The sequence below is a fragment of the Thalassococcus sp. S3 genome (assembly GCF_004216475.1).
Classification (GTDB): Bacteria; Pseudomonadota; Alphaproteobacteria; order Rhodobacterales; family Rhodobacteraceae.
Genome location: NZ_CP022303.1, coordinates 2,150,725 through 2,176,619 on the forward strand (window position 1 = coordinate 2,150,725; position 25,895 = coordinate 2,176,619).

Annotated in this window: 28 protein-coding genes; 12 read left to right on the forward strand and 16 right to left on the reverse strand. The window is 61.3% G+C overall.

The genetic code is table 11. The features are described 5' to 3' along the window. Positions 1 to 23: 23 nt before the first annotated feature. Complete coding sequence (locus CFI11_RS10790; RefSeq protein ID WP_130405797.1) at positions 24 to 251, reverse strand: DUF1127 domain-containing protein; 228 nt, start codon at positions 249 to 251, stop codon at positions 24 to 26. A gap of 96 nt (positions 252 to 347) precedes the next feature. Between CFI11_RS10790 and CFI11_RS10795 the strand changes: the two genes are divergently transcribed. The 3 genes from CFI11_RS10795 (at position 348) to rpsI (ending at position 2,859) form a co-directional block, all read left to right on the forward strand. Next, positions 348 to 1,742, forward strand: a complete 1,395-nt coding sequence (locus CFI11_RS10795; RefSeq protein ID WP_130405799.1) for a PLP-dependent aminotransferase family protein — start codon at positions 348 to 350, stop codon at positions 1,740 to 1,742. Between the two features lie 163 nt (positions 1,743 to 1,905). After that, on the forward strand, positions 1,906 to 2,367 hold the full coding sequence (gene rplM, locus CFI11_RS10800; RefSeq protein WP_130405801.1) for a 50S ribosomal protein L13: 462 nt from the start codon (positions 1,906 to 1,908) through the stop codon (positions 2,365 to 2,367). Positions 2,368 to 2,370: 3 nt separating this feature from the next. Beyond that, positions 2,371 to 2,859: a 30S ribosomal protein S9 gene (rpsI, locus tag CFI11_RS10805; protein WP_130405803.1), complete on the forward strand. Its 489-nt coding sequence runs from the start codon at positions 2,371 to 2,373 to the stop codon at positions 2,857 to 2,859. Positions 2,860 to 2,919: 60 nt separating this feature from the next. On the opposite strand, the gene CFI11_RS10810 is transcribed toward rpsI, so the two are convergent. From CFI11_RS10810 to guaA, 10 genes are all read right to left on the reverse strand, one after another. Continuing rightward, entirely contained in the window at positions 2,920 to 3,312 is a 393-nt protein-coding gene (locus CFI11_RS10810; RefSeq protein WP_130405805.1) for a hypothetical protein, read from the reverse strand. Next, positions 3,305 to 3,922, reverse strand: coding sequence for a TetR/AcrR family transcriptional regulator (locus CFI11_RS10815; protein ID WP_130405807.1), 618 nt, complete (start codon positions 3,920 to 3,922; stop codon positions 3,305 to 3,307). The genes CFI11_RS10810 and CFI11_RS10815 overlap by 8 nt, the downstream gene beginning before the upstream one ends. After that, positions 3,915 to 4,784: a polyphosphate kinase 2 gene (ppk2, locus tag CFI11_RS10820; protein WP_130405809.1), complete on the reverse strand. Its 870-nt coding sequence runs from the start codon at positions 4,782 to 4,784 to the stop codon at positions 3,915 to 3,917. Before ppk2 ends, CFI11_RS10815 begins: the two co-directional genes overlap by 8 nt. A gap of 49 nt (positions 4,785 to 4,833) precedes the next feature. Beyond that, positions 4,834 to 5,787, reverse strand: coding sequence for an alpha/beta fold hydrolase (locus tag CFI11_RS10825; RefSeq protein ID WP_254449067.1), 954 nt, complete (start codon positions 5,785 to 5,787; stop codon positions 4,834 to 4,836). Next, positions 5,777 to 6,703 (reverse strand): homoserine O-succinyltransferase, encoded by a 927-nt coding sequence (gene metA / locus CFI11_RS10830; protein ID WP_130405811.1) that lies wholly within the window; start codon positions 6,701 to 6,703, stop codon positions 5,777 to 5,779. Before metA ends, CFI11_RS10825 begins: the two co-directional genes overlap by 11 nt. Before the next feature lie 42 nt (positions 6,704 to 6,745). Beyond that, positions 6,746 to 7,606: an ATPase gene (locus CFI11_RS10835; protein ID WP_130405813.1), complete on the reverse strand. Its 861-nt coding sequence runs from the start codon at positions 7,604 to 7,606 to the stop codon at positions 6,746 to 6,748. A 46-nt stretch (positions 7,607 to 7,652) separates the two neighbouring features. Beyond that, on the reverse strand, positions 7,653 to 8,552 hold the full coding sequence (locus CFI11_RS10840) for a DMT family transporter (protein WP_130405815.1): 900 nt from the start codon (positions 8,550 to 8,552) through the stop codon (positions 7,653 to 7,655). A 67-nt stretch (positions 8,553 to 8,619) separates the two neighbouring features. Beyond that, positions 8,620 to 9,732, reverse strand: coding sequence for an OmpP1/FadL family transporter (locus CFI11_RS10845; protein WP_130409991.1), 1,113 nt, complete (start codon positions 9,730 to 9,732; stop codon positions 8,620 to 8,622). Between the two features lie 146 nt (positions 9,733 to 9,878). Then, the gene (locus tag CFI11_RS10850) at positions 9,879 to 10,745 is read right to left on the reverse strand and encodes a DMT family transporter (protein ID WP_130405817.1); all 867 of its coding nucleotides are present in this window, start codon (positions 10,743 to 10,745) and stop codon (positions 9,879 to 9,881) included. 106 nt (positions 10,746 to 10,851) lie between these two features. Then, positions 10,852 to 12,414 (reverse strand): glutamine-hydrolyzing GMP synthase, encoded by a 1,563-nt coding sequence (guaA, locus tag CFI11_RS10855; protein ID WP_130409992.1) that lies wholly within the window; start codon positions 12,412 to 12,414, stop codon positions 10,852 to 10,854. Positions 12,415 to 12,571: 157 nt separating this feature from the next. Between guaA and CFI11_RS10860 the strand changes: the two genes are divergently transcribed. Beyond that, positions 12,572 to 14,116 (forward strand): trimethylamine methyltransferase family protein, encoded by a 1,545-nt coding sequence (locus tag CFI11_RS10860; protein WP_130405819.1) that lies wholly within the window; start codon positions 12,572 to 12,574, stop codon positions 14,114 to 14,116. Here the strand turns inward: CFI11_RS10860 and CFI11_RS10865 are convergent. Next, positions 14,109 to 14,420 carry a DUF6477 family protein gene (locus tag CFI11_RS10865; protein ID WP_130405822.1) on the reverse strand — a complete coding sequence of 104 codons (312 nt, stop codon included), beginning with the start codon at positions 14,418 to 14,420 and terminating at the stop codon, positions 14,109 to 14,111. The genes CFI11_RS10860 and CFI11_RS10865 overlap by 8 nt on opposite strands. Before the next feature lie 251 nt (positions 14,421 to 14,671). On the opposite strand from CFI11_RS10865, the gene CFI11_RS10870 reads away from it, so the two are divergent. The 3 genes from CFI11_RS10870 to lipA all read left to right on the forward strand — a co-directional run bounded on the left by CFI11_RS10870 (position 14,672) and on the right by lipA (position 17,487). After that, entirely contained in the window at positions 14,672 to 15,814 is a 1,143-nt protein-coding gene (locus CFI11_RS10870; RefSeq protein WP_130405824.1) for a DUF6456 domain-containing protein, read from the forward strand. 95 nt (positions 15,815 to 15,909) lie between these two features. Beyond that, positions 15,910 to 16,365 (forward strand): hypothetical protein, encoded by a 456-nt coding sequence (locus CFI11_RS10875; protein WP_130405826.1) that lies wholly within the window; start codon positions 15,910 to 15,912, stop codon positions 16,363 to 16,365. 168 nt (positions 16,366 to 16,533) lie between these two features. Then, the gene (gene lipA, locus CFI11_RS10880; RefSeq protein ID WP_130405828.1) at positions 16,534 to 17,487 is read left to right on the forward strand and encodes a lipoyl synthase; all 954 of its coding nucleotides are present in this window, start codon (positions 16,534 to 16,536) and stop codon (positions 17,485 to 17,487) included. A gap of 257 nt (positions 17,488 to 17,744) precedes the next feature. Here the strand turns inward: lipA and hpt are convergent, their stop codons facing one another. Next, on the reverse strand, positions 17,745 to 18,296 hold the full coding sequence (hpt, locus tag CFI11_RS10885) for a hypoxanthine phosphoribosyltransferase (RefSeq protein ID WP_130405830.1): 552 nt from the start codon (positions 18,294 to 18,296) through the stop codon (positions 17,745 to 17,747). 70 nt (positions 18,297 to 18,366) lie between these two features. Here hpt and CFI11_RS10890 point away from each other — a divergent pair, with 70 nt between their 5' ends. Further along, a complete protein-coding gene (locus tag CFI11_RS10890) occupies positions 18,367 to 18,810 on the forward strand; it encodes a type II toxin-antitoxin system RatA family toxin (RefSeq protein ID WP_130405832.1) in 444 nt (147 codons plus the stop codon). An 8-nt stretch (positions 18,811 to 18,818) separates the two neighbouring features. Further along, the gene (locus CFI11_RS10895) at positions 18,819 to 20,123 is read left to right on the forward strand and encodes an MmgE/PrpD family protein (RefSeq protein ID WP_130405834.1); all 1,305 of its coding nucleotides are present in this window, start codon (positions 18,819 to 18,821) and stop codon (positions 20,121 to 20,123) included. Here the strand turns inward: CFI11_RS10895 and CFI11_RS10900 are convergent. Genes CFI11_RS10900 through CFI11_RS10910 form a run of 3 tightly spaced genes read right to left on the reverse strand, consistent with a single transcriptional unit; the run spans position 20,111 to position 22,217 of the window. After that, positions 20,111 to 20,584 (reverse strand): CinA family protein, encoded by a 474-nt coding sequence (locus CFI11_RS10900; RefSeq protein WP_130405836.1) that lies wholly within the window; start codon positions 20,582 to 20,584, stop codon positions 20,111 to 20,113. The two genes, CFI11_RS10895 and CFI11_RS10900, sit on opposite strands and share 13 nt — an antisense overlap. Further along, positions 20,581 to 21,081, reverse strand: coding sequence for a phosphatidylglycerophosphatase A (locus CFI11_RS10905; RefSeq protein ID WP_130405838.1), 501 nt, complete (start codon positions 21,079 to 21,081; stop codon positions 20,581 to 20,583). The genes CFI11_RS10900 and CFI11_RS10905 overlap by 4 nt, the downstream gene beginning before the upstream one ends. Next, positions 21,078 to 22,217 carry a bifunctional 2-C-methyl-D-erythritol 4-phosphate cytidylyltransferase/2-C-methyl-D-erythritol 2,4-cyclodiphosphate synthase gene (locus tag CFI11_RS10910; protein ID WP_130405840.1) on the reverse strand — a complete coding sequence of 380 codons (1,140 nt, stop codon included), beginning with the start codon at positions 22,215 to 22,217 and terminating at the stop codon, positions 21,078 to 21,080. Before CFI11_RS10910 ends, CFI11_RS10905 begins: the two co-directional genes overlap by 4 nt. A 191-nt stretch (positions 22,218 to 22,408) precedes the next feature. Between CFI11_RS10910 and dusB the strand changes: the two genes are divergently transcribed. The 3 genes from dusB to CFI11_RS10925 are packed head-to-tail and all read left to right on the forward strand — an operon-like array spanning position 22,409 to position 25,844. Beyond that, positions 22,409 to 23,392 (forward strand): tRNA dihydrouridine synthase DusB, encoded by a 984-nt coding sequence (dusB, locus tag CFI11_RS10915; RefSeq protein WP_130405842.1) that lies wholly within the window; start codon positions 22,409 to 22,411, stop codon positions 23,390 to 23,392. Next, a complete protein-coding gene (locus CFI11_RS10920; protein ID WP_130405844.1) occupies positions 23,389 to 24,477 on the forward strand; it encodes a nitrogen regulation protein NR(II) in 1,089 nt (362 codons plus the stop codon). The genes dusB and CFI11_RS10920 overlap by 4 nt, the downstream gene beginning before the upstream one ends. Continuing rightward, positions 24,477 to 25,844 (forward strand): sigma-54 dependent transcriptional regulator, encoded by a 1,368-nt coding sequence (locus CFI11_RS10925; RefSeq protein WP_130405846.1) that lies wholly within the window; start codon positions 24,477 to 24,479, stop codon positions 25,842 to 25,844. Before CFI11_RS10920 ends, CFI11_RS10925 begins: the two co-directional genes overlap by 1 nt. Positions 25,845 to 25,895 lie beyond the last annotated feature (51 nt).

A 25,895-nucleotide genomic window follows, 5' to 3' on the forward strand; every position in this document is an offset into this window, starting at 1 on the left:
GGTCCGACGGACCAACGGGGAAGTCAGATCCGCCAGAACGCGCGATTTGCCTCTCTTTGAGCCTCCTCGCGTGTCAGGCCGATATCTCGCAGCAAGTGGGCATCCAAGTGCGTGAGGTCTTTTCGGGTGCGGTATCGGATGTGCCACTCTGTCACGACACCCGCGAACTTCACCGCCAGCACCGCGATAAGCGGAAGCCGGGGGGAGGCTTTCAGCCGCAAGAGCGTCTCGGTGGTGAGTGCGTGTGCCATGATCTATCTCCTTTGATTGTATTGACACAATATATAAATCTCTCTACAAAGAGTTGATACATTGAGAAATGTACCGCCGTCCAAGGAAAGATTGTAATGAATACAATTTCGCTGCCGCCGCTGGAGACCAAAAAAGGACCCAAATACAAGGTGGTCGCCGATACGATACGATCTTCCATCGAAAGTGGTACATTGACCGAAGGCACGAAATTGCCGCCGGTTCGCGATCTGGCTTATCAACTCAGCATCACGCCGGGCACCGTGGCACGGGCCTATACCATCCTCACGGATGAAGGATTGCTTATGGCAGAGGTGGGAAGGGGTACATTCGTTGCGCCTCCGAAAACCCTGTTGCAAGACGATGTGTGGTCGCGACAGACCGAACCACCGGAGACGGATGCCGTGAGCCTCTTCAGCCCGCGCCTTGCGGATGTGGGGCAGGTGGCCGCGATCCGATCCGCGCTGCGTCAGGTGGCGGAGATGCCTCCCGAGCGGTTGCTCAGTTATCCGACCCGCGATGGCTATGCGCCCGCCCGGCAGGCAGTCGTCGACTGGCTGGCGGATATGCCTTTGGGCACCTTCACCGAGCGGGACGTGGTGCTGACCCATGGCGGGCAGAACGGTATCTGCGTTTGTCTCAATGCTATTCTGACCGGTCCCCGCCCGGTGCTGCTGGTCGAGGATCTTTCCTATGCCGGCTTTCGGCGGGCTGCGGAATTGATGCGCGCCGATGTGGTGGGCGTGGCGATGGATGAACACGGCGTGCGCCCCGAGGCGCTGGACCAGGCCGCCCGGCAATCAGGCGCGCAGGTTTTCTGCACCTCGCCCGAAGTGCAGAACCCCACGGGCGGCCATACACCGCTTGCCCGCCGCGAGGAACTGATTGCGGTGGCACAAAAACACGGCCTGCAAATCATCGAGGATGACTGTTACCGCATGGGTGAGGCACGCGAGCCCAGTTACCGGGCGCTTTATCCGCGCCACACCTGGCATGTCTCCTCGATTTCGAAAACGCTCACCCCGTCGCTGCGCGTCGGTTTTGCCATTGCGCCCAAGGGGCGAGCGGCGGATCTGCGCCGGGCGGCCGAGTATGGCTTTTTCGGAATGGCACAGCCGCTCGCCGAGCTGACCCGCATCCTGCTGTCCGATCCCCGCACGCGGGAGCTGAGCGTGAGAGTGCGTGAGACCATGTCGGAATATGTCCGTGTTGCCGTGAATGCCCTGGGAGGGTTCGATCTGGTCTGGGATCCCGACGTTCCGTTCGTTTGGCTGCGTCTGCCCTCCGGCTGGCGCGCTGCCGCCTTTTGCCGCGAAGCCGAAGCGGTGGGCGTGCAGATCCGGTCCGCCGACGAATTTGCCCTGCGCGACGGCCGTGCACCCCATGCCGTACGCATCGCGATGAACGCGCATGTGGCGCTTTCCTCATTTGAGGAGGCCATGCTCCGCCTGCGCCGCCTGCTGGACAATCCGCCCGAACAAATCAGTGTCTAGAATTGGGGTATAATGATACCTTATTTTCAAGGCGCTGATATATAATAGTTTTATTGGGATGTGCTCTCTTGACCTGGCATTCGGCGCTTTGTAAACCCCGCCAATCAGTTTCAGGCGGCAGGTCGATGCCGGTCGCTTTCACGTCAAACAGGATTTACCTGCCATGAAAACCTTTTCTGCAACCCCTGCAGAGATCGAGAAGAAGTGGATCGTGATCGATGCCGAAGGTATCGTTCTGGGCCGTCTCGCCTCGATCGTGGCCATGCGTCTGCGTGGCAAGCACAAAGCCTCGTTCACACCGCATATGGACATGGGCGACAACGTCATCGTCATCAACGCCGACAAGGTGCAGCTGACCGGCAAGAAACGCGAAGAGCATTTCTATTGGCATACCGGTCATCCCGGCGGCATCAAGTCCCGCACCAAGCAGCAGATCCTCGAGGGCAAGCACCCCGAACGCGTGGTGATGCAAGCCGTCAAGCGGATGCTGCCGGGCAACCGTCTGAGCCGCAAGCAAATGACCAATCTCCGCGTCTATGCAGGCGCGGAACATCCCCATGAGGCGCAAAGCCCCGAAGTTCTGGATGTCAAATCCATGAACAAGAAAAACACCCGGAGCGCGTAAGAAATGGCCGACGAAATCAACACATTGGAAGACCTGCAAGCCGTTGCAGGCGACGCTGCCGCCCCGGAGGTCGATCTGACCCCGCGCGAGCCTGTGCGGGACGATCTGGGCCGCTCCTACGCGACCGGCAAACGGAAGGACGCGGTGGCTCGTGTCTGGATCAAGCCCGGTTCCGGCAAGGTGACCGTGAATGGCAAGGAGATGAAGGCCTACTTCGCCCGTCCCGTTCTGCAGATGATCCTGCGCCAGCCCTTCACCGTTGCCGGTGTCGAGGATCAGTTCGACGTGATGGCGACCGTCAAGGGCGGGGGCCTCTCCGGTCAGGCGGGTGCGGTCAAGCACGGTATCTCGAAAGCGCTGCAGCTTTACGATCCGTCCTTGCGCGGCGCGCTGAAAGCCGCGGGCTTCCTGACCCGCGACAGCCGCGTGGTCGAGCGGAAGAAATACGGTAAGGCCAAGGCCCGTAAGAGCTTCCAGTTCTCCAAGCGTTAAGACTTGGATCCGAGGGACAGGAAAGGCCGCTCCATCCGGGGCGGCCTTTTTCGTCGCGGGTTAGTCATCAGGTCCAAATCGGGTTTGTTCGCATAAATGGCCGGAGACGAGCTTATACGTGTGGCGTCCCGATGAACGGCTTCGCCGTTCTACACATGCGTGGCTGGTAATGCCCTGTGCCACGACGAGCCGTCGCGTCATCGCAGTTGCGACCGACCCCTCCTCGTCAGTGAAATAGACCCGGTGGCGAGGTGGCGAGCGCTCGCTCGCGACCGTGTCCGTGAAATCGACCGCCACGCGATGATATCCATCGTGATGGTGAGGTTCGATTTTGAAATAGAGAAAGAAGGCTCCCGTTGCAGTCAGCGCGACAAGGCTGACGAGCGTGAGGGCGCCGTATTCGAGAGCGAAGTGGTGAAAGCGTTTGGGAAGGTAGGCGAGAAGCCTAGTCATCTGGCGCCACCAACCCCAAACCACGCAGATAGACACCGATGCCAGTTTCCAGCAGATCCTCGGGCGGGAAGGGGGATTGGGTGCCCGGGCTGTTGCGCGCGAAAAGCTCCACAACCCCGTGGCTCAGCGCCCAGATATGGGCCGAGAACATCGAGGCGGGCGGGCGCTTTTCAGGCGGTATGTGCTCGCTGAGGTCGGTCGCGGCCTTCTCCAGCACGTCACGTGCTTTTTGTGCCGCGACCGCCAGTTCCGGCGTGCGGTTTACCGAAATACCGCTTTCAAACATCGCGATGTAGTGGCCGGGATGCCGACGGGCGAACGCCAGATAGGCACGCCCCGTGGCCTCGAACGCGGCCAAGGCGGAGGGCTGGCCGCTTTCATAGGCGTATTGCATCAGGTCGGCGAAGATCTCGTATCCCTGGCGCGCGGCCTCCGCGATCAGGTCCTCGCGCCCTTCGAAATGCCGATAGACCGCCGCCGGGGTCACGCCAGCCGTCTTGGCCGCCTCCGACAGGGTAAAGCCTGTCGGGCCCTTGTCGGTGATCAGCGTGAGGGCTGCATCCACCAGGGCCTGGCGCAGATTGCCGTGATGATAGCCGCGTTTAGGCATCCCAGATGTCGGGCCCTCCGCAAATTTGTGTGTCGATCCGGCCAACCGCCTTGGGGTCCTTGCGCCCGTAATCGATCCCGTTCAGGACGGCCCGAATGGCATTGACCCGCGCCCGCCGTTTGTCGTCGGATCGCAGGATGGTCCAGGGGCTTCGGTCGCTGTGGCTGCGCTCGAACGTTTCAAAGATCGCATCGCTGTAGGCGTCCCAGCGGCGCAAGCCTTCGACGTCGATCCAGCTGAGTTTCCACTGCTTCAGCGGATCCTTTTCCCGCTCCAGAAACCGCCGCAACTGTTCTGCCCGCCCGACATTGAGCCAAAGCTTGATCAGGTGAATGCCGTCCTCTTGCAACATATGTTCGAAAGGAAGCACCTGTTCGAAAAAGCGTTCGCGCGCCTCGTCCTCGCAGAAGTCAAAGACCTTCTCGACCACGCCGCGATTGTACCAGCTTCGATCAAAGAAAACGATCTCTCCGGCAGCGGGAAGGTGGTCGATATAGCGTTGGAAATACCATTGCGACTGTTCTTTGTCCGTGGGCTTGGGCAAGGCCACGATCCGCGCGCCCCGTGGATTAATATTGGCCCGGAACCGTTTGATTGTCCCGCCTTTTCCCGATGCATCTCTGCCTTCGAAAATGATGGCGACCCGGGCGCCGCTATTCCGGACCCAGGCCTGCATTTTGACGAGTTCTATCTGCAGTTTGTCCAGTTCCGCCTCATAAACCTTGCGGGCCATCCTTTCGGAATGCGGATAGCTGTGGCTCAGGATTTCCCCTTTGTCCGACCGCTTGATGGCATTGCGCACGTCCTCGGGGGCTTCGTCGCGGAAATAGGCGCTGATCGCACCATCAAAGGGGAGCTGCATCTGCCTCGTGCCTTTCGTCTTTTACCGTCAATATGGGATGTTAATCCGATTAACGCAAATTGGCACGCCTTGCCGCGCGGTCAATCGCAGCGATCACATCGTCCTGATCGACATGGTGCGGCATATGTCCGATCCCGGCCAGCCGTGTCAGCACGGCCCCGTCGATCTGGTGCACCAGCTTTTCAGAGTGGATTGGCAGCCCGACGGTGGTGTCGTCGGTTCCGTGAACGATCTCGGTAGGGACATTGATCTCGCCATAGCGCGGTTGCAGGGCTTTGATCTCGTCCAGCAGGTTTGCCCGCTGCGCGGCGTTCGCGCGCAGCGATTTGCGCCGCAGGGTCAGTCCGGCGCCCACCGCCTCGGCATAGCCATCGGGCGCGGATTGCGGGGCAAAGATGCCCTCCAGCGTCTCTTCGACCCGCGCATCGCTGACAAAGGCCGTGAGCAAAGGCACGACGAACAGGTTGCCCCACCAGCTTGTCAGCACCTGATAATAGGGATCAAGCGGCGTGGTCCACGGGTTGGAGGGTGCTGCGAGCGGGACGAGCGCCGCGATATGGTCTGGCTGTGTAACGGCCCAGGCCAGAGCAACCGATCCGCCATAGCTTTGTCCCATCACGATGGGCCGCTCGGCGCCCAATTGCGCGGCAGCTTTCGCCATCAGCTCTGCCTGTTCGAAGATCGACGCGCCATCGCCGTTCAGCCGGTCGGTATAGCCCAGCCCGGGCCGGTCGAAGACGATCACCCGGTAGCGCTCTGCCAGTTTCGGGGCGAGCGAAAAGGTCATGTCACGCGTGTTCCCGCTGGAGCCATGGATCAGCACCAGATCCGGCCCATCGCCCATCACCACCGCATGAACCTGCACGCCGTCCACATCCAGCAACTGACCTTCGGGCGGGTAGAGCCGTTCGGCCCGCGCTTCCTGTTGCAGTACACGCCAGGTCAGCGCGCTCGCTGCGACACCCAGAACAACAAGGATATAAATCAGGATCTTAATGGCCAATCTTGCTCAAATCGAAATTCGTGGTCTGGTAGATCTCGTTGATCCAGTTGCCATATAGAAGATGTGCGTGGCTTCTCCAGCGGTTTTGCGGCGTGGCGTTGGGATTGTCGTCGGGGAAGTAGTTGAGTGGCAGTTGGATCTCAGCCCCTTCGATCTGGTTCTGCGACAGATCACGTTCGTATTCCTCCCGCAGGGTGCCGCTGTCATATTCGAAATGGTTGAGGATATAGATCGCCCGATGCGCCGGGTCCTCGATCAGGCACGGCCCCGCCACGTCCGAGCCCAGAAGGATCGGCAGACCCGCCGCCTCCACCTCCGGCGCGCGCACCTCCGTCCAGCGGGAGACCGGCACGACGCAATCGTCCGAAAAGCCCCGCAGATAAGGCGAGGCGGGCGAGAGGTTCGCGTGCCGGTAACAGCCAAAGAGCTTGTCGGACAGGATATGCTTGGGCACCCGGTGGAAGTGATGCAGCATCGCCATCCCGCCCCAGCAGACGCCGAAAGTGGAATGCACGTTGGTCTGGGTCCAGTCCATCACCTCGCAGAGTTCGTCCCAATAGGTCACATCCTCGAAGGCCAGATGTTCGATCGGCGCGCCGGTGATGATCAGGCCGTCGAATTTCTGATCCTTCACCTCCTGAAAGGGGCGGTAGAATTCGGCCATATGCTCGGCCGCCGTGTTCCGGGTCTGGTGTTCGGACATACGGATCAGGCTCAGCTCGATCTGGAGCGGGCCTGCGCCGATCAGCCGGGCAAACTGGTTCTCCGTCTGGATCTTCTTTGGCATCAGGTTCAACAGCCCGATCCGCAGGGGCCTGATATCCTGCCGGGCTGCCTGATCCTCCGACATCACCATCACGCCTTCGTTCGTCAGAACGTCATAGGCGGGCAGGTCTGCGGGGATCTTAATAGGCATGAGGTCGGCTTTCCTTAGCTGCGAAGATCGGAGATACGCCCTTTAGCCTCGCGCCTCAAGGGCGCTGGCGATCAGCGTGTCGAAACCGACCGCATCGCGACAGGCAAAGACGTGATCGGCCTGCACCGTCACACCCCATTTGGCCATCGCCGCATAGCGTGGCTGACGATGGGCGAGTGCCTGGGCATAGGTCCAGCGGATGAAGGTATCTGGATCGACATCGCCCTCCTGAGCATTGTTTTCGCTCAGATATCGCTCCCAGGCATTGCTCAGAAACTCCGGCTGATAGGCCATCGGCTTCGGCGCCTTGTCGAACCGGCGTACCAGTTCGGCGGTGTGTGCATCGCTGCCTTCCAGCCAGATCAAAAGCGTGTGACGGGCCAGTTCGGTCAGGATGGGATCGTCGGGATCGTCCGCGTCCACCCATTCGCAGATCGACCCGCCGGTGTCGCAGATGAAATGCGGATAGCCATAGAGCATCTCGGCCCGGCGGATGAAATGCTCGGTATCCAGCAGTGCCGAGATCTCCGCGCGTCGGAATTGCTCCTGCCTGCGGCGATATTCCTCCATCGGCAGGCCGCCCCTGACAGGATCGCCCGGTTTGCCCAAATAGCTTGCCACCGGTTTGAGATTTTCGAAGGTCAGGTTCGATCCGATATAGATCGAATCCGACATCAGCAATTCCCGCAGAAACGGGTTCTTCATCGCCTCCGCCTTGGCGTTGTCAGCGATGTATTCGCCCATGTATCGCGTGCCGATGCGGTAATCGATGCTATAGTGAAACCAGTCGCCCGTGGCCCTCAGCATCTGGCTCAGATGCGTCTTGCCCAAGCCCGACATGCCGAAAAACAGCACGCGTTTATGCGCCGCCCTGCGCCAGTCTTCGGCGTTTTGATACAGCATCGACCGTCCCCTTTTTTGCCCCTCCTACGCGCGGGCGGGGCGCGGGTCAATTCCGGCGCAAGAGGCGCCCGTCAAGCACCACCAGACCTGCGGCAAGCAGTGCAAAGCCGATGAAAGCCTGCGGTTTCAGCGTCTCGCCTAGCAGGACGGCGCCCAATCCGATGGCCACCGGAGGGATCAGCAGGGTGACCAGCATCAGGTTCCCGCTGCCGGCCATGGCCAGAACGCGGTAATATAGCAGGTAGGCACCCGCCGTGGCGATGATCGAATAATATCCAATCGCGGCCCAGGTCACGGGCTGAAGATCCAACGCCACCGGCCCGTCAATGATCAGCGCCGCGGGCAGCATCACGAGGGTCGAGCCTGTCAACATGCCCGCCGCCGCCACTTGCGGAGCCAGCCCGCTTAGGCGCAGCCGGGCCCAGGCGCTGGCCAGCGCATAGCTGATCGTGCCTGCGATCACGGCCAGCTGCGCGGTCGACCGGATGTCGAAGCTGCGAAACGCCTCCAGCCCGATCGCCGTCGCCACACCCAGAAAGCCCAGCAGAACGCCGGTCATCTTGCGCAGCGTCAGCCGTTCATCCGCAAAGACCAGTGCAGCCACGATCACCCCGAAAATCGCCGTCGCCGCGTTGAGGATCGAGGTCAAGCCCGTCTCGATATGCAACTGCCCCCAGGCCATCAGCCCGAACGGGATCACGTTGTTCAGAAGCCCCATCACCAGAAAGCCCAGCCAGATGCGCGGATCGCGGGGCAGGGGCAGCCGGCTCATCGCGACCACGGCCCACAGCGCCAGCATCGCCCAGCCGGTCCGGTGCAGCACCGAGGTGACGAACGGCACCTCGTTCAGCGCCACCCGGATCGACAGGAAAGACCCGCCCCAGATGACGCCCAGAAGAAGAAGCTCACCCCAGGCGCGGGTGGAGAGGGTCTTTTGGTCGGTCATGCCGCAGCCTTAACGCGTGCACGAATGGCCTCCCACCCGTTTCTTGCGGATTGGTCGCGGCGGTGCCTTAGAAGCGGAAGCCGACGCGAAGGCCAAGCGACACTGCGTCATTGCCCGAGAACGACGCCCGCGCGGTATCCGGCGTGCCAGTCTCGGCAAAGGCGTCGCCCAGATCGGTGTAGCGGATGCCGCCCGCGACGGTGATGTTGTCATCGACATCGTAGGACAACCCGACCGAGATGCTGCGGAACCCATTGGTGGGGGCAAGTGGCGAGACGAGGGTGTCGTCGTCCTCGGCCTCGTAGCCAAACGCGATGGAGCCGGAAAGCCGGTCGGTGAACTGACGCCCCAACCCCAGCGTGAAGGTGGTGGTGTCGTTCAGGTCAATCAGGTCCACGCCCGAGCCTTGGGGGCGGACCTTCGTCGCGCTCCACTCCGCCCAGCGGATCGAACCGAACAGCAGCGTGCGCGGCGCGATCCCCGTCTGAAAGTCGAGGTTGATGGATTGCGGCACGGTCGTGTTCGTCGTGCTGACCACACCGGGCGCGACATTCTCGCGCGTGTCGAATTCATGCTCGATCTCGGAATTGTAGGTCAGTGCCACGCGTAGCGCGATGTCGGGTATCTCGTAAGCCGCGCCCACGACATAGCCGAGCGCCGTATCGGCATCGAGCGCCACGTTATATCCTGACAGGCCCACCGGCGGCGGTGGTCCATAGGCTTGCCCGCTCAAAGTGATGTTTCCATCCGTGCGCAGCACCCGCAGGCCGCCATGCACGCTGATCCGATCATCGAACTCGTAGCGCAGCAGCCCCGTCAGCGCGGTCGAACTGGAAAAGGCGCTCGTTCCGCCCAGCAGCGGAGAGGTGGCCGAGACCGGATACTGAATGTCCGACCCGAACGGCTCATCCGCGATCAGCGCAAAGGAGAGCTGATCGGTGATATCCATCTTCAGCCCCAGCGCCACGTTGTTGAAAGACAGCGCCACATCCCCCGTGGGTCCTGCTGTAGCCAGGTCGGTGCCGGTCAGTGACGGACTGGTGCGGCCGAACGAAAACTCGGCATAGTTGCCCTCTTCGAACAGAATGCCGATGGGTTGACCGTTGCGATCCAGTCCTCCGGCTTGGGCCAAGGTGACGCTCAGGCAAAGCGGTATTGCCGCAAGAAATTGCGTTTTCATCATGTGTGATTCCTCCCGTAGTTGCACGGAGTGACGCGCAACGTCGCGGACCTTTCTTGCGACATGGGGCAGGCGTCAACGCTGACCAAGGGGGAGCACACGTTTCGGTGACGAAACGTTATGCTAAGTGAAAAATCGTTTTACTGTTAAGCTTTAGCGCGTTTCGTCTCTGACCAGATGTTCAGATAATTGCCGGCGAAGATGACCAGCGCCCCCACAAAGACCCAAAGATCCAAGGGCTCCGCATAAAGCAGCATACCGATCACCGCGATGGTGGGCAGGCGGACAAAGTCGATGGGCACCACAACCGTGGCGGGTGCGATGGCCAACGCGTTTGTCATGCAGTAATGCGCCAGCAACCCGGCAATGCCGATCAGAATCAGCCACGGGGCAGTGGTGGCATCGGGCAGGGCGATATCGCCGTCCCAGGCGACGAAGACCACACCCAGCACCGCTTGCATGACCGTCAGCCAGAAGAGGATGCAGGCAATGCTTTCGGTGCGCGTCAAGCGCTTGGTCACCGTGATCGTGATCGCAAAGAAGATCGCGGCGGAGGCTGCCGTGATCACGCCCAGATTGATTTCTTCCGCGCCGGGCCGCGCCACGATCAGGATCCCGGAAAACCCGATCAGGGCCGCCACGACACGGGTCAGCGTCAACCGCTCGCCCAGGATGAGCGGGGACAACACGATGACCCAAAGCGGCGAGGTAAACTCAAGCGCAAAGACCTGGGCCAGGGGAATGACCGTTACCGCGTAGAACCACAGGTTCTGTCCGGTGAAATGCGCCGCGTTGCGCAGCATCTGCACACCCATCGAACGCGTCGTCACCTGTGCCCAACTGCGCGTCACACTTATCAGGGTGACCACGATGATCACCCCGACAAAGCTGCGATACATCATGATTTCAAAGGTATCGAGGGCGAAGCTCACTTCGCGACCGGCAACGGCCATCGATGTGAAAGAGGCAATCGCGCCAATCATCCAGAGCGCGGCTTTGAGAGTGGAGGACATCGGAAAAGACCCTGGACATGCGAAAACGGCGAAAAAGGCGACGGTTTGGCTTAGATAGCCATCCCGGGTAGTCGCCATAGATGCTCCGCCGTATGCCGCATCGGTCTTATTCCCATTCAATCGTGCCCGGAGGCTTTGACGTGATGTCGTAGGTCACCCGGTTGATGCCCGGCACCTCATTGATGATGCGCGTGGCGGTCTCTCCGAGGAAATCGTGGGAAAAGGGGTAATAGTCTGCAGTCATGCCGTCAACGCTGGTGACGGCACGCAGCGCACATGCATAATCGTAAGTGCGCCCGTCGCCCATCACGCCCACCGTGCGAACGGGCAGGATGGCGACAAAGGCCTGCCAGATCTCGTCATAAAGCCCGTGCTTGCGGATCTGGTCGATATAGACCGCATCCGCCTCCCGCAGAATGTCGAGCTTGGCGCGGGTGATCTCTCCGGGACAGCGGATGGCCAGACCGGGTCCGGGGAAGGGGTGCCGCCCGATGAAACTGTCGGGCAGGCCCAGTTCACGCCCCAGCGCGCGCACTTCATCTTTGAAGAGTTCACGCAACGGCTCGACCAGTTGCATATTCATCCGCTCCGGTAGACCGCCCACATTATGGTGCGATTTGATCGTCACCGAGGGCCCACCGCTGAACGAGACCGATTCGATGACATCGGGATAAAGCGTGCCTTGCGCCAGAAAATCGGCCCCTCCGATCTCCTTGGCATGTTTTTCAAAGACGTCGATGAACAATCCACCGATGATTTTACGCTTTGTTTCCGGATCCGAAACGCCGTCCAGCTTGCCCAGGAACAGATCGCTTTCATCGGCATGGATTAGCGGCAGATTGTAATGCTGGCGGAACATGCCCACGACCTCTTCGGCCTCGTTCTTCCGCATCAGCCCGTGATCGACGAAGACGCATGTCAGCTGATCTCCGATCGCTTCGTGGATCAGTACGGCGGCAACGCTCGAATCAACGCCGCCTGACAGCGCGCAGATCACCTTGCCGTCGCCCACCTGCTCGCGGATGCGCTCCACGGCCTCCTCGCGGTAGGCCCCCATCGTCCAATCGCCCTTGAAGCCCGCCAGCCGCACGAAATTTTCGTAAAGCCGCTTTCCGTTGGGTGTGTGATGCACCTCTGGATGAAATTGTACTGCGTAGAAATTGCGCTCTGCATCCGCCGTGATCGCGAAGGGTGCGTTGGGCGAGGTTCCGTAAACCTCGAAACCCGGTGCGAGGCGACTTACGTGATCGCCATGGCTCATCCAGACCTGCTCTCGATCTGCCAGAAACCACCCCTCCAGCAGCGGCAGTTTTGCCGCAGCGGGCTTTACATAGGCGCGTCCGAACTCTGCCGTGCCCTGACCGCGCTCCACCAGACCGCCCAGCATGTGCATCATCACCTGCTGACCATAGCAAATGCCCAGAATCGGCACGCCCAGATCGAAGACCTCCGCTGGAGGCCGCGGCGCGCCGTCGGTAAAGACCGAGGCCGGACCGCCCGATAGGATCACCGCCTTGGGGGCGAAGTCTGTCAGAAACGCGGCCGTCACTGACTGGAAAGGATGGATTTCGCAATAGACGTTCAGCTCTCTCAGACGGCGCGCGATCAGCTGCGTCACCTGGCTGCCGAAGTCGATGATCAAAAGGCGGTCATGCTGGATCTCGGTCATGTGCGCGGCATAGGCGCTGCGCCCGGCTTGCGCAAGAGTGCTGACCGGGCGGTTCATGTCGCTTTTCCCCCGCAGACGACGCAATCCATGCGGGGCGGGGCGGTGACCTGCGCTATTGGCTGCCCTACACTGTGGATCAGACAGCGGGGGCTCGATCATGGCAGAAGCAGGCACGCGGCGCAGGGCACGAGGCGGCGGCGGGGCGGCACGGCGCGCCGAACGTACGGCTGTGCGGATCGAGACCGCGAAATTCATCGAGCGCAACATCCCGAATTTCGAGGTCCTGACCGAAGAGGCGCTGGAGATCATCGAGACCAATGCCGAAACGGTGCTGGAAGAGATCGGCGTTAATTTCGTCAACAACCCCGCCGCTCTGGAGCGCTGGCGCGAGGCGGGCGCGAGCGTGGAGGGGGAGCGTGTCCGCATCCCCCGGGGTCTCGCCCGCAAACTCTGCGCCACAGCGCCCTCCAGCTATACCCAGCATGCGCGCAACCCCGAAAAAAACGTCGTGATCGGCGGCAATACCCTGGTCTGCGCGCCGGTCTACGGTCCGCCCTTCGTGCGCGATGTCGCGGGCGGGCGCCGCTATGCGACGATGGAAGATTTCCGCACCTTCGTGAAACTCGGCTACATGTCCAAATGGCTGCACCATTCCGGCGGCACCGTGTGTGAGCCCACGGATGTCCCGGTGAACAAGCGCCACCTGAATATGCTGCACGCCCATATGACGCTCAGCGACAAGCCTTTCATGGGCTCGGTCACCGAACCTTCACGCGCGCAGGATTCGGTGGAGATGTGCGAGATCCTCTTCGGCAAGGAGTTCGTGCAGGACAAAACGGTGATGACCTCGCTCATCAACATCAACTCCCCTCTGACCTTCGACGACGTGATGATGGGCGCGATGGAGGTTTACGCCGCCAACAACCAGGCCTGCATCGTGTCGCCCTTCATCGTGGGCGGGGCCATGGCGCCCGTCTCGGTCGCGGGCACATTGACCCAGGTTCTGGCCGAAGTGCTTGCCGGCATCGCCTATAACCAGCTCATCCGTCCGGGCGCCCCGGTGATCTTCGGCGCATTCGTGACGTCGATCGACATGAATTCCGGTGCGCCCACCTTTGGCACACCCGAAGCGTCACAGATCCTTTATGGCGCCGGACAGCTTGCCCGCCGCCTGGGCCTGCCGTTCCGGTCGGGCGGGGGGCTTTGTGCGTCCAAGCTGCCCGACGCTCAGGCGGCGTACGAGACCGCGCATACCCATAACGCGGCCCTGATGGGCGGCGTGAACTTTATGCTGCATGCGTGCGGCTGGCTCGAAGGCGGGCTGGTCAGCAGCTTCGAGAAATTCGTGATGGACGCCGATCAGCTTGGCATCCTCCACAAGATGGCCGCAGGGATCGCGGTGGACGAGAATGCCCAGGCCATGGATGCGATTCGCGAAGTGGGGCCGGGGGGGCATTATCTGGGCTGTGCCCATACCCAGGCGAACTTCAAAGACGCCTTCTGGCGGTCCGAGCTTTTTGACTACAAACCCTTCGAAACCTGGGAAGAGGAAGGCGCGCGGGACACCCAAAGGCTTGCATCTGATCGCGTGACAAGCCTTCTTGCCTCCTATCAGCAGCCCGCGATGGATCCTGCCATTGCCGAGGCCCTGGCCGCCTATGTCGCGGGTAAGAAAGCTTCGATGCCCGACGCGTTCATGTAAGCGCCTCAAGCTGACGCTCCGCCTGGCTGGCGCGCAGGATGCGCGCCTCGCCCATCATGGCGATCAGAATGTCCAGATGCCGTGTCAGGGAATAGGACGCGTCGTCCTCCTTGCGCTGCGCGTTCAAGGCACGCTCCATCTCCATCAGCCGGATCAGGGCCGTGCCACTTCGCGGCAGGCCGCCATAGCCCAGCAAACGCTGCAGGTGCCTTTCCCGGCGATAATCATCCGCACCCAGCCGTGCGGCCCGGATCAAAAGGCGTGGGCGGCGCAGTTGGGCCATCATCCCGATTAGATCTTGCATATCCGTCTCCTTTGCTGCCGCGGTCTTTGCCAGGGCTGAGAGATGATATGGCACAACTTATGCGGGTGTTGCGGAGGGTCGGGTCCGGGCGTTCGCCTGATTCAGGACTGTTTATCATTTAGAAACAATGCTGAGGATCGGCAAAGATTTTAACGATCAAGTAACCAATACAGCCTTAAGTTGTGATTAACTGTCGGGATAACCGCTGGATAACTGGGTCATACCAGCTGACGTTCGAGGGAACAGAAATCATGTTGCAACCGACCGCTTCGGCGCCGGCTTGGGTGCCGCAGGCTGCCTGGCGCTATCTGGCGCATACCGAAACCGGGCGCTCGATCCGCGATCTTGCGCGTCAGGGAGGATGTCATGCCTCAACCGTGCTGCGGCAGATCCGCAGGGTCGAGCAGCGCCGTGACGACCCGCTTGTTGACGAAGCCCTGCGCATGCTGGGACGGGCTCATTTTTCGACTGGTCGTTCTGCCCCGGCCGCTGATCAAAAGATGAAGGACACCGCATCTATGACATCGTATCCCCAAACTGACGACGCGCCTGCACCCGACGCCGCCACGTTGGCTCAGGAAGCCCGCCGCATTCTGCGCCGCCTGTGCGAAACCGGTGCCGTGCTTGCGGTCGCATCCGAGATGGAAAAGGCGGTCGTGGTGCGGGACGCGCCGGATGGATCGACGACGCGAACCGCGGTGGTCGACCGTCCCATTGCGCAAGCGATGGCGTTGAAGGAGTGGATCACCTGTCCCAAGCCAGGGCGTATCAGCCGCTATAAGATCTCTGCCGCCGGACGCAGCGCGCTTGGCCAATTGCTGGCCGAGCAGGAAAACAGCCGCCGCAGTGAAACGGATCTCGGCTTTGCCGAGGCGCAGACACCCTTTGGCGATCAACATCGCAGTTGGGGGGAGAAATCCGTTTCCACGCCATCCGGCACACGCCGCGTGCGGTACAACATGACCGAAAGCCCGCTGACCGCGCTCGCACGGCGCAGGGACAAGGATGGCAATCCGTTCCTCAGCGACGATCTGGTTCACGCGGGTGAGCGTCTTCGGGAGGATTTCGAGCTGGCGCAGATGGGTCCAAGGGTCGCGCAGAACTGGGAGCGGTTCCTGACCAGCGGTGAACGGGGCGGCTTTCAGCCCGATGCCGGTCTGGGCAAAGGATCCACGGCCGCATGGGAGCGTGTTTCGAAGGCGCTCAGCGATCTGGGACCGGGACTATCCGACGTTGTTCTGCGCTGCTGCTGTTTTCTTGAAGGGCTTGAGACAGCCGAAAAGCGCATGGGATGGTCCGCCCGGTCAGGCAAGATCGTTTTGCGCATCGCGCTGATGCGTCTCAAGCGGCACTACGACGCGCAGGTCGGCGGCATGGCGGACCTCATCGGATAACCCGTTCTCACACTTGCGTGTTTTGCGCCCGCGCGGGTTTGCGGTCGTAGAGGGGTGGACGTAGTCCTTGGCCAAACGGAAAGGGACAGTCCAACATGACAATCAATGACCGCAAAGATGCCTTAGCGACGCTTGTGCTTCGCCTGGGGCTGGTCTGGTTCATCTTCCTGTGGGCCGCCCACAAGATCATCACGCCCGGTCAATATCAGGGACTGGCACGCCATTTCGATGGTGTGGATCTGTCCTTCTCACAGATCTACATCGCGGCAGGCATTCAGATCGCGCTTTGCCTTTTGGCGGCGCTGGGGATGTTCCGGATCGCGTCTTATGGCGGTCTTGCGCTGATGCACCTTTTCACGGTGACCCGCCGGTGGGAGGGGTATCTGGATCCGTTCGCGCTGAATGACAGGGGCTTTCCGGTCAATCGCAATCAGGTCATCGATCTCGCCGTCCTTGCCGCCTTTGTCGCCCTTTTGCTTTTGATCCATCGCGATCATTTCAGCCTGGGCGGCTGGCTCTCCCGCAAACAGGGGCGCAAATGGTGGCATTGATGCGGTGAGGGGTCATTGGTTGATGACTTTCGCGGGCCGGTGACGGGTCATTTGCAAAGGCGTTAACCGATTGGTTCGCATAGCGGCTTTGCGTCACTGGCAGTTCCGGTCAGGCGGGTTTATGTTATCAGCCAAAGCCAAGTCGCTGAGCCAAAGGTGCCAAGACCGATGCGAGACCTGAAAATCCCCGCGCAACGCCACCCCGAAAAGGCGCGCCGCCCGGACAATCCGCAACCGAAAAAGCCGTCCTGGATCCGGGTGAAGGCCCCCGGAGGCAAAGGCTATGCCGAAACGCACAAGATCATGCGGGAAAACAGGCTGGTCACCGTCTGCGAAGAGGCGGGCTGCCCCAATGTCGGCGAATGCTGGTCGCAGGGCCACGCCACCATGATGATCATGGGAGAGGTCTGCACCCGCGCCTGCACCTTCTGCAACATCGCGACCGGCAAACCGCCCGAAGCACTCGATGCGTTCGAGCCGGGCCGCGTGGCCCATGCGGTGGAAAAGCTGGGCCTGAACCACGTCGTGATCACCTCCGTCGACCGCGACGATATCGAGGATGGCGGGGCCGATCACTTTGCCCAGACCATCCGCGCCGTCCGTCACCGCTCACCTAAGACCACGATCGAGATCCTCACCCCGGATTTCATCAAATGTGCCCCCTCGGCACTGGAAACCGTGGTTGAGGCGCGCCCGGATGTGTTCAACCACAACCTGGAAACCGTGCCGGGCCTTTACCCCGAGGTGCGCCCCGGCGCGCGCTATTTCCATTCCCTGCGTCTTTTGCAGCGCGTGAAAGAGCTGGATCCGGCGATGTTCACAAAGTCCGGCATCATGGTCGGTCTGGGGGAAGACGGGCAAGCCGTGCGCCAGGTCATGGACGACATGCGCGCCGCCGATGTCGATTTCCTGACAATCGGCCAATATCTCCAGCCGACGCCGAAACACCACGCCGTCGACCGCTTCGTCACGCCCGAGGAATTCGCCGATTACGAAAAGGCCGCATACGGCAAGGGGTTCCTGATGGTGTCGGCCACGCCGCTCACGCGGTCCTCCTACCACGCGGGTGACGATTTTGCCCGCCTGCGCGCGGCCCGGCAAGAGAAGCTTGGCCTCGCCTGACCTAGCGTAGATGAGAGCGATGGCGTGCGGCCTGCATCCAGTCGGGAAGCAGCCCAACCCGCTCGAGGGCGAACACCAAAAGGCAGAGTGCAACAACCGATAGCACGACTTTGGTGCGGCGCGCCGAGGGCGGTAGGCGCATCCATTTCGCGATGCGAAGCAACCAATGCGGGTTCACGGGCGGCCTTTGGCTGTCATGTCTGATGTGCGTCGGTCGGCTCTCGTCTTGGCCTGAAGGGCATATCGGCCAGATCCTCTCAAGTCTCCGGTTCGGTCACAAAACGCACTTTTCCGATAAAGGGCAGATTGCGATTTCGCTGGGCATAGTCGATGCCATAGCCCACCACGAATTCGTCCGGAATTTCAAACCCTGTCCAATCGGCCTTGAAGTCGACCTCTCGCCGTGATGGCTTGTCAAGCAAGGCAATGGTTTTCAGCCGATGCGGCTTTCTACTTTTGAGTAGTTTCGTGACGTGGTTCAGCGTGTGCCCGGTATCCACGATATCCTCGACCACCAGCACGTCACGGGCTTCAATTGCGCCGCGCAAGTCCTTCAAAATACGAACTTCCCGGCTGCTCTCCATCGTGTTTCCGTAGGATGACGCTTCCAGAAAATCCACTTCGATCGGCAGATCTAGCTCGCGCACCAGATCGGCGATGAACACGAAAGATCCCCGCAGCAATCCGACGACAACCAGCTTGTCGGTCTCCTCGAACTCTGTCTGGATCTCGCGGCACAGGGCTTCGATCCGTGCTGCGATGGCCTTCGCCGAGATCATCGTGTCAATGACATATGGCCGCTGCGTCATACCCGCCCTCTTGATTTTGTGGGCCAACCATACGACATGCATGCGCTAAGTCACCTGGAAAAGCCTCTCAATGCCCACCCATTCCGAAACCCGAACTTTGCCTTATACGGCGCAGCAAATGTACGATCTGGTGGCAGATGTGGGGACCTATCCGGAATTCCTTCCCTGGTGTGCGGCGGCCCGGATCCGGTCGCAAAAGCCTTTAGGCGACGCCGAGGTGATGGAAGCGGATTTGGTCATTAGTTTCAAAGTGTTTCGCGAACGCTTTGGAAGTCGCGTCACACTCTGGCCGACGCAATTCAAGATCGATACCGAATATCTTGATGGACCTTTTCGGTATATGAAGTCGAACTGGCAATTCGCTGATGTCGATGGCGGCTGCGACGTCTCATTCTTTGTCGATTTCGAGTTCAAGAATGCGGTTCTGCAGGGCATTATCGGGGTGGTTTTCAACGAGGCGATGCAACGTATCGTCCGCGCCTTCGAACGCCGCGCCGCCGCGCTTTACGGGTAGTCGTGCCAATGGGGTCGTTCACACAGGCGCTGGCTGATTTTGCCGTCAGCAAACTGTGTGTGCCCGATGCAGCAGCGACTGTCATTCGTCTGTCGGCACTCGACTGGCTTGCCGTTGGTCGTGCCGGATCGGATGAGGATGTGTCGCGGGTCATCCGTGACTATGCGCGAGAGGCGGGCGGCGCGGAACATGCCAGCATTTTCGGCGCGCAGCGGCCGGTGCCAGACCGCCTGGCAGCGCTTGCGAACGGCACGATTTCGCATGCGCTGGATTATGACGACACCCATTTCGGGCATATCGGTCACCCGTCGGTGGCTATTTTCCCCGTGGCCATGGCCCTGGCCGAGCGGCACGATCTCTCCATGGATGAGATGCTCGACGCCGCCCTTGTCGGCGCCGAGGTGTCGATCCGGGTGGGGCAATGGCTGGGCCGGTCGCACTACCAGGCGGGATTTCATCAGACGGCGACGGCGGGCACCTTTGGCGCAGCCGTGACCGCAGGGCGCTTGCTCGGACTGACGGCGCGGCAGATGGCCCAGGTGATTGGCCTCGCGGCGACATCCGCCTCTGGCTTGAAGGCGCAATTCGGCACGATGGGCAAACCGTTCAATGCAGGGCAAGCCGCAGCCTCCGGGCTTGAGGTGGCGCGCCTTGTGGCGCAGGGATTTGACAGCGATCCGAACGCGCTGGAAGGTCCCTTTGGCTATGGCGCGACGCATCATGGTGAGGCGGACCAGGCCGAAGCCACGGACGGCATGGGCGATCTCTGGCAATTCGAAGACGTTCAGCACAAATTCCACGCCTGCTGTCATGGCTTGCATGCCGCGCTGGAGGCCGCCGCGCGGTTGGATCTGACCGCGCCCGATATCACGAGAATTGAGGTGCGGACGCATCCCCGGTGGATGAGCGTCTGTAACCAAGCGGCACCCAGCACCGGACTTGGCGCCAAGTTCAGCTACACCACAGTGATCGCAATGAAGGCCGCTGGACTGGACACCGGAACCCCCGGCAGCTTTAGCGACGCCTTGTGCGCCCGGGCGGATATCGGGGCGGTCCGCTCCAGGGTTGTGGTGACAGAAGATCCTCTGCTCGGAGAGCTCGAAGCGCATGTGACACTCACCCGGGCGGGCGGCGCGGTTGAGCATGCAACGCATGATCTGAACGCGGCCTTGCCGCTGTCCGCGCGGATCACCGAAGTGAGGAAAAAGGCGCGCGCCCTGCTGGGGGAGGAGACCGAACGGACTGCGTGGTCCCTCTTGCACGGCACCGGAGGGGTGGGCGACATTGCGGCCTTGATGCGTCAGCCTGTGTGAAGCGTTTTCAGAAGAAGCGCCAGCGCGTGATCACGGGCCGCGTCTCGCACGCCGGCACGGCCCAGCGGACCAAACTCCACCGTTTCGGTGAAGACGGCCCTCTCGGTCTGGGCGAGGCCAAAGCAGACCCGTCCTTCGGGCTTGAACTCTGACCCGCCTGGCCCTGCGATGCCCGTGACCGACACGGCCAGGTCTGCTTTGGACCGCGCCAACGCGCCTTCAGCCATTTCTGCTGCAACCGGCTCGGACACGGCGCCATGCGCGCCGATCGTTCCCGGGGCGACACCCAACATCTCTTCTTTGGCGCTGTTGGTGTAGGTGACAAAGCCGCGTTCGAACACATCCGATGAGCCCGCGATATCGGTCAGGGCGGCGGCGATCAGGCCGCCGGTGCAGCTTTCCGCAGTGGCAATCATAACGCCGGCAGAGCGTGCGCGTGCCAGAACTCCCGATGCACTCATATCCCCAATACCCCATGTGCAAGACCGGCCAGGAGGATCACCCCTACCGCAGCGATCAGGCCGGCAACAAGATCGTCAAGCATCACGCCAAGTGCGTCGCCGCGCCTATCGGCCCACCTGACCGGGCCCGGTTTGAATATGTCAAACAGCCGGAAGAGCACGAATGCGGCGATCCAGCCCGGCCAAAGCGCGCTGATGTCCAGTTGCATCGTGGTCGCCGAATAGGACAGCGGCAACAAGGCCACCCATTGTCCGGCCACCTCGTCGATGACGATTTCGGACGGATCGTGCTCGGCCAGGTCTTGTGTGGTTGTGCGGACGGCCCACCAACCCACTAATGTGACAGCAACAAGCACCACCAGAAAGAACGTGAACCCGCCCAGAATATGGATCGCCCAGGCAAGGGGCAGGGCGGCAAGTGAACCCCATGTCCCCGGTCCAGGCCGGAGATAACCAATTCCGCCCAGTGTAGAGATGATGCGTGCCAGCGCGCTCATCTGGAAACGAGAGCAACTGTTGCGAGCGCTGCGATCCCTTCGCCCCGACCGGTAAAGCCAAGGCGCTCGGACGTGGTGGCCTTGATCGACACGCGACGTTCGTCCACCGCCATAAGGTCTGCCATCTGGGACTGCATCCGGGCCGAATGTGGCCCGATTTTCGGAAATTCGCAGACCAGCGTGCAATCCACGTTACTGATCTCGAACCCTCTGTCCCGCGCCAGTTGGACAGCGTGGCGCAGAAAGATTTCGCTCGCGGCGCCTTTCCATTGCGGATCGGACGGGGGAAAGTGCCGACCGATATCCCCTTCGGCCAAGGCGCCGTATACGGCGTCGGTCACGGCATGCATGCCCACATCCGCGTCGGAATGGCCATCAAGGCTTCGGTCATGTGGGATTTTCACGCCGCAAAGGACGACATGGTCGCCGTCGGTAAAGCGATGCACGTCATAACCGTTGCCGAGCCGGATATCCATTTGCTCCTCCAATATGCGGGCCGCCCGAGCGAAGTCTTCCGGCCGGGTGATCTTGAGATTGTCAGGATGGCCGGGGACGATCCTGACTTCCAGTCCCGCCGCGCGGGCGACTTCGACATCATCCGCGGCCTCACCATCAAAGGCGTCATGCGCTGCCCGGATCGCGTGATAGGCAAAGCCCTGGGGGGTTTGCGCCGCGAAAAGACCGGTGCGGTCACGGGTCGCCTGAACGGTGCCGGCATCGCCGTGCCAAAGGGCGTCGCTGACGGCAAGACCCGGCGCTGCTGCTTCGTCTTTGTCCAATGCATCCAGAACGTCCGCAATGACCTGATCGGGGACGCAAGGACGGGCGACGTCATGTATCAGAACCTTTGAAACACGTTCACCTGCAAGGGCTTGCAGGCCATTGTTCACAGATTTCATGCGTGTCTGACCCCCGGTCGTGCAAATCACCTTGGAAAGGTCCTTGAACGCGGTCGCGGCCTTTGGGTCGTTCTCCGGCAACACGAGGACGATGTGGGATATGTCAGGGTGGTTCAGAAAGCGCTGCACCGTCCAGTCAATGACCCGGCGCCCAGCAACGACCTGCCATTGCTTCGCGATCGCCCCCCCCGCGCGTTCCCCGCGCCCGGCCGCAACAATGATGGCCGCAACACTCATACCTTCTTGTCCCCGATCGCATGCGCCTCGGCCTTCATCTTTAGGGCTTGGCGGTGCAAGAGGCAATCGCAAGCAAAAAAGCGCTTCTTTTTTGAGCATAAGGCAGTTTCGCGGTCTTTTGATCTGCCCGGAATATTGTGTGAGGGTGATGAACTCGCTAGCACAAATCTAATTGCACAAGGATTGAGCACGTGGCCATTCGGCTTTCGACCACCACTTTGGCGCCCCCGGTATTTCTGGCGCCGCTGGCTGGCATCACAGATCGACCCACCCGAGATCTGGTCGCGCGGTTCGGCGCGGGTCTCGTCGTCAGCGAGATGGTGGCGAGCCAGGAGATGGTGCAGGCCAAGCCCGGCGTCCGCGAGCGCGCGGAGCTGGGGGCCGAGGTCGAGGGCACAGCCGTGCAGATTGCCGGGCGAGAGGCGCATTGGATGGCCGAAGCGGCCCGACAGGTCGAAGCCAGTGGCGCCAGGATCATCGACATCAACATGGGCTGCCCGGCCAAGAAGGTGACAAACGGCCTGTCCGGCTCGGCGCTGATGAAGACGCCGGATCATGCCTTGCGCCTGATCGAGGCGGTTGTTCAGGCGGTTTCGGTTCCGGTCACGCTGAAAACGCGGCTGGGCTGGGATGATGCCTGTTTGAACGCACCTGACATCGCCTGCAGGGCTGAGGCGGCGGGGGTGCAGATGATCACCATCCATGGGCGTACCCGGTGCCAGTTTTACAAGGGCCAAGCGGATTGGGGCGCGATCCGGGCTGTGAAAGAGGCCGTGTCGATCCCCGTCATAGCCAATGGCGATATTGTTGATGCGCGCACGGCACGTGACGCACTGGCGCAATCGGGCGCGGACGGTGTGATGATCGGTCGTGGTGCGCAAGGTAAACCATGGCTTCTGGCAGAGGTATCTCACGCAGTTTTCGGGACCCCAGCGCCACATCGACCCAAAGGCGCGGATCTGATCGAGATGGTGCAGGGGCATTACGACGCGATGCTCGCCTTTTATGGCATCGACCTGGGCCTCCGGGTCGCGCGCAAGCATCTGGGGTGGTACATGGATGGCGCGCAAACGTCCAGGGCGCTGCGGCGCGCGGTGCTGGTGTCGCGGGATCCCGAAGAGGTTTTGCGGCTTTTGGTTGACGCCCTCGCGCCGCGCGAATGCGTGGCCGCATGACGTCGGATCAGTCGATATGGGCCTCATTGCCGGTGCCCGCCCTGTTGGTTGACAGCGAGGATCGGATCCTCGACGTCAACTCTGCGGCTGAGGGATTTTTCAACGCGTCCGCGAAATCCGTGGCTGGAACCCCGGTCTGGGACCAAATCGCGGTCGATGCCCCGCTTGAGGAGGCCTTTCAGCGGGCGCGCAAGAACGGCACCCCGCTCTTCGTCAATGACGTCGACGTCGGGTCCGGCAATCGCGCGCCGCTGCAATGCGCGCTGCAGATCGCGCCCCTGATCGGGTATCCGGGCACGATGATCCTGATGATCTCTCCGCGTGAGCTTGCCGGGCGGATGACGCAAAGCCATTCGGTCAAGTCGGCGGCTCAGTCCGCGATCGGCATGGCAGAGATGCTGGCGCACGAGATCAAGAACCCGCTTGCCGGAATTACCGGCGCGGCACAGCTTCTGAGCATGAACCTGGGCGCGGACGATCTGGAGTTGACCGATCTTATCGTTGCTGAAAGCCGGCGGATCGTGAAGCTGCTGGAGCAGGTGGAGCAGTTTGGCAACCTTTCGCGTCCGGATATGAAACCGGTCAACATCCACGACGTGCTTGACCGTGCGAGACGCTCGGCCTTGCTGGGTTTTGGTGCGCATATGAACATCGTGGAGGACTACGATCCGTCCCTGCCGTTGGCGTTCGGCGATCCCGATCAGCTTTTGCAGGTGGTGCTCAACCTTCTTAAGAACGCCTCGGAAGCTGCTGAAATAAAAGGTGGAACGATCCGGATTCATTCATACTTCGAACACAGTTTTCGACTTCGCCGCAGCGACGGTTCAGGCCAATCCTTGCCGCTTCAGGTGGAGATTATTGACGACGGTCCGGGCCTGCCGGAAAAGATCAAGGCAGATATATTCGATCCATTTGTTTCAGGGCGTGAAAATGGCACCGGTTTGGGCCTGGCATTGGTCAGCAAGATTATTTCCGATCACGATGGCTGGATCTCCGTCACCTCGGTCCCCGGCAAGACCGTCTTTCGCCTATCGCTTCCGCGTGTTCCGCGCGACGTCAAATCCGAATCCAGGGAGAGTGCTTGATGGACGGGACAGTTCTAGTTGCAGATGATGACCGTACGATCCGCACCGTCCTGACCCAGGCGCTGACCCGGGCCGGGTGCAAGGTTCATGCCACCAGCTCGCTCACGACGCTGATGCGGTGGGTGGGTGAAGGGAAAGGCGATGTCGTGATCTCCGATGTCGTGATGCCGGATGGCAACGGGCTGGAGATGCTGCCCAAAATCGCCGAGGATCGTCCCGGTCTGCCGGTCATCGTGATCTCGGCGCAGAATACGATCATGACTGCGATCCAGGCGGCGGAGGCGGAGGCCTATGATTATCTGCCCAAGCCGTTCGATCTGCCCGATCTGATGAAGCGGACGGCGCGGGCGCTGGAACTCAAACGCCGCGTTCCGAACGAAAAGGCCGAAGAGCTTGATGAGCGCCCCGATGATCTGCCGCTGGTCGGGCGCACGCAGGTCATGCAGGCGCTTTATCGTTTGGTCGCGCGGGTCATGAACACCGATCTGCCGGTGCTGATTTCAGGGGAAAGCGGAACCGGCAAGTCACTGATCGCCCGCGCCATCCATGACTTTTCTGATCGGCGCACCTTGCCGTTCGTGACCGTCACGGGGGCGGATCTGCGCGATCTCGAAGGCCCCGCTCGGATCCTGGCCCGGGTCAAGGGCGGCACGCTGCTGATCGACGAGATCGGAGATATCGAGGAAGAGATACAGGCGCGCATCGTGCGCATGATGGACGCGCCGGGCGATCATGTGCCCCGCTTCATGGCGACCAGTCAAAGCAATCTGGCCTCGGCGATGGAAGCGGGTCAGGTGCGGCAGGATCTCTACTACCGGCTCAGCGGTGCCACCGTCCATGTGCCGTCCTTGAGAGAGCGGGTGGATGACATTCCTTTGCTGGGAGAGCACTTTCTGACCCGGGCCGAGCGTGAAGGCGCGCCGAAACGCTGGCTGAGCGAAGATGCATCAGAGCTTTTCCGCGCTTACAGCTGGCCCGGCAATGTCCGCCAGCTTGAAAACGCGGTGCGCCGGCTGGTGCTGACCAGCCGCTCGGACGAGATTGCACGGTCCGAAGTGGAGGTCGTGCTGGGATCGCAGCCTGAAATGGAGCCCGTTCTGGGCGGAGGCGACACCGAGAAGTTGTCGGCGTCGGTCGGACGCCATCTGCGCCGCTATTTCGACCTGCACGGCAACGCGCTGCCGCCCCCGGGTCTTTACGCACGGATCCTGCGCGAAATGGAGATGCCGCTGATCGAAATCGCGCTGGATGCGACGGGTGGAAATCAGGCCAAATGCGCAGATCTTCTGGGCATCAACCGCAATACGCTGCGCAAGAAAATTACGGACCTCGATATTCAGGTGACACGGCGCCGCAAATTGATGTAAAAAGGCCACATTAATGTGGCGACCCTGCAGCAGCAGGGGGAAACGACCACG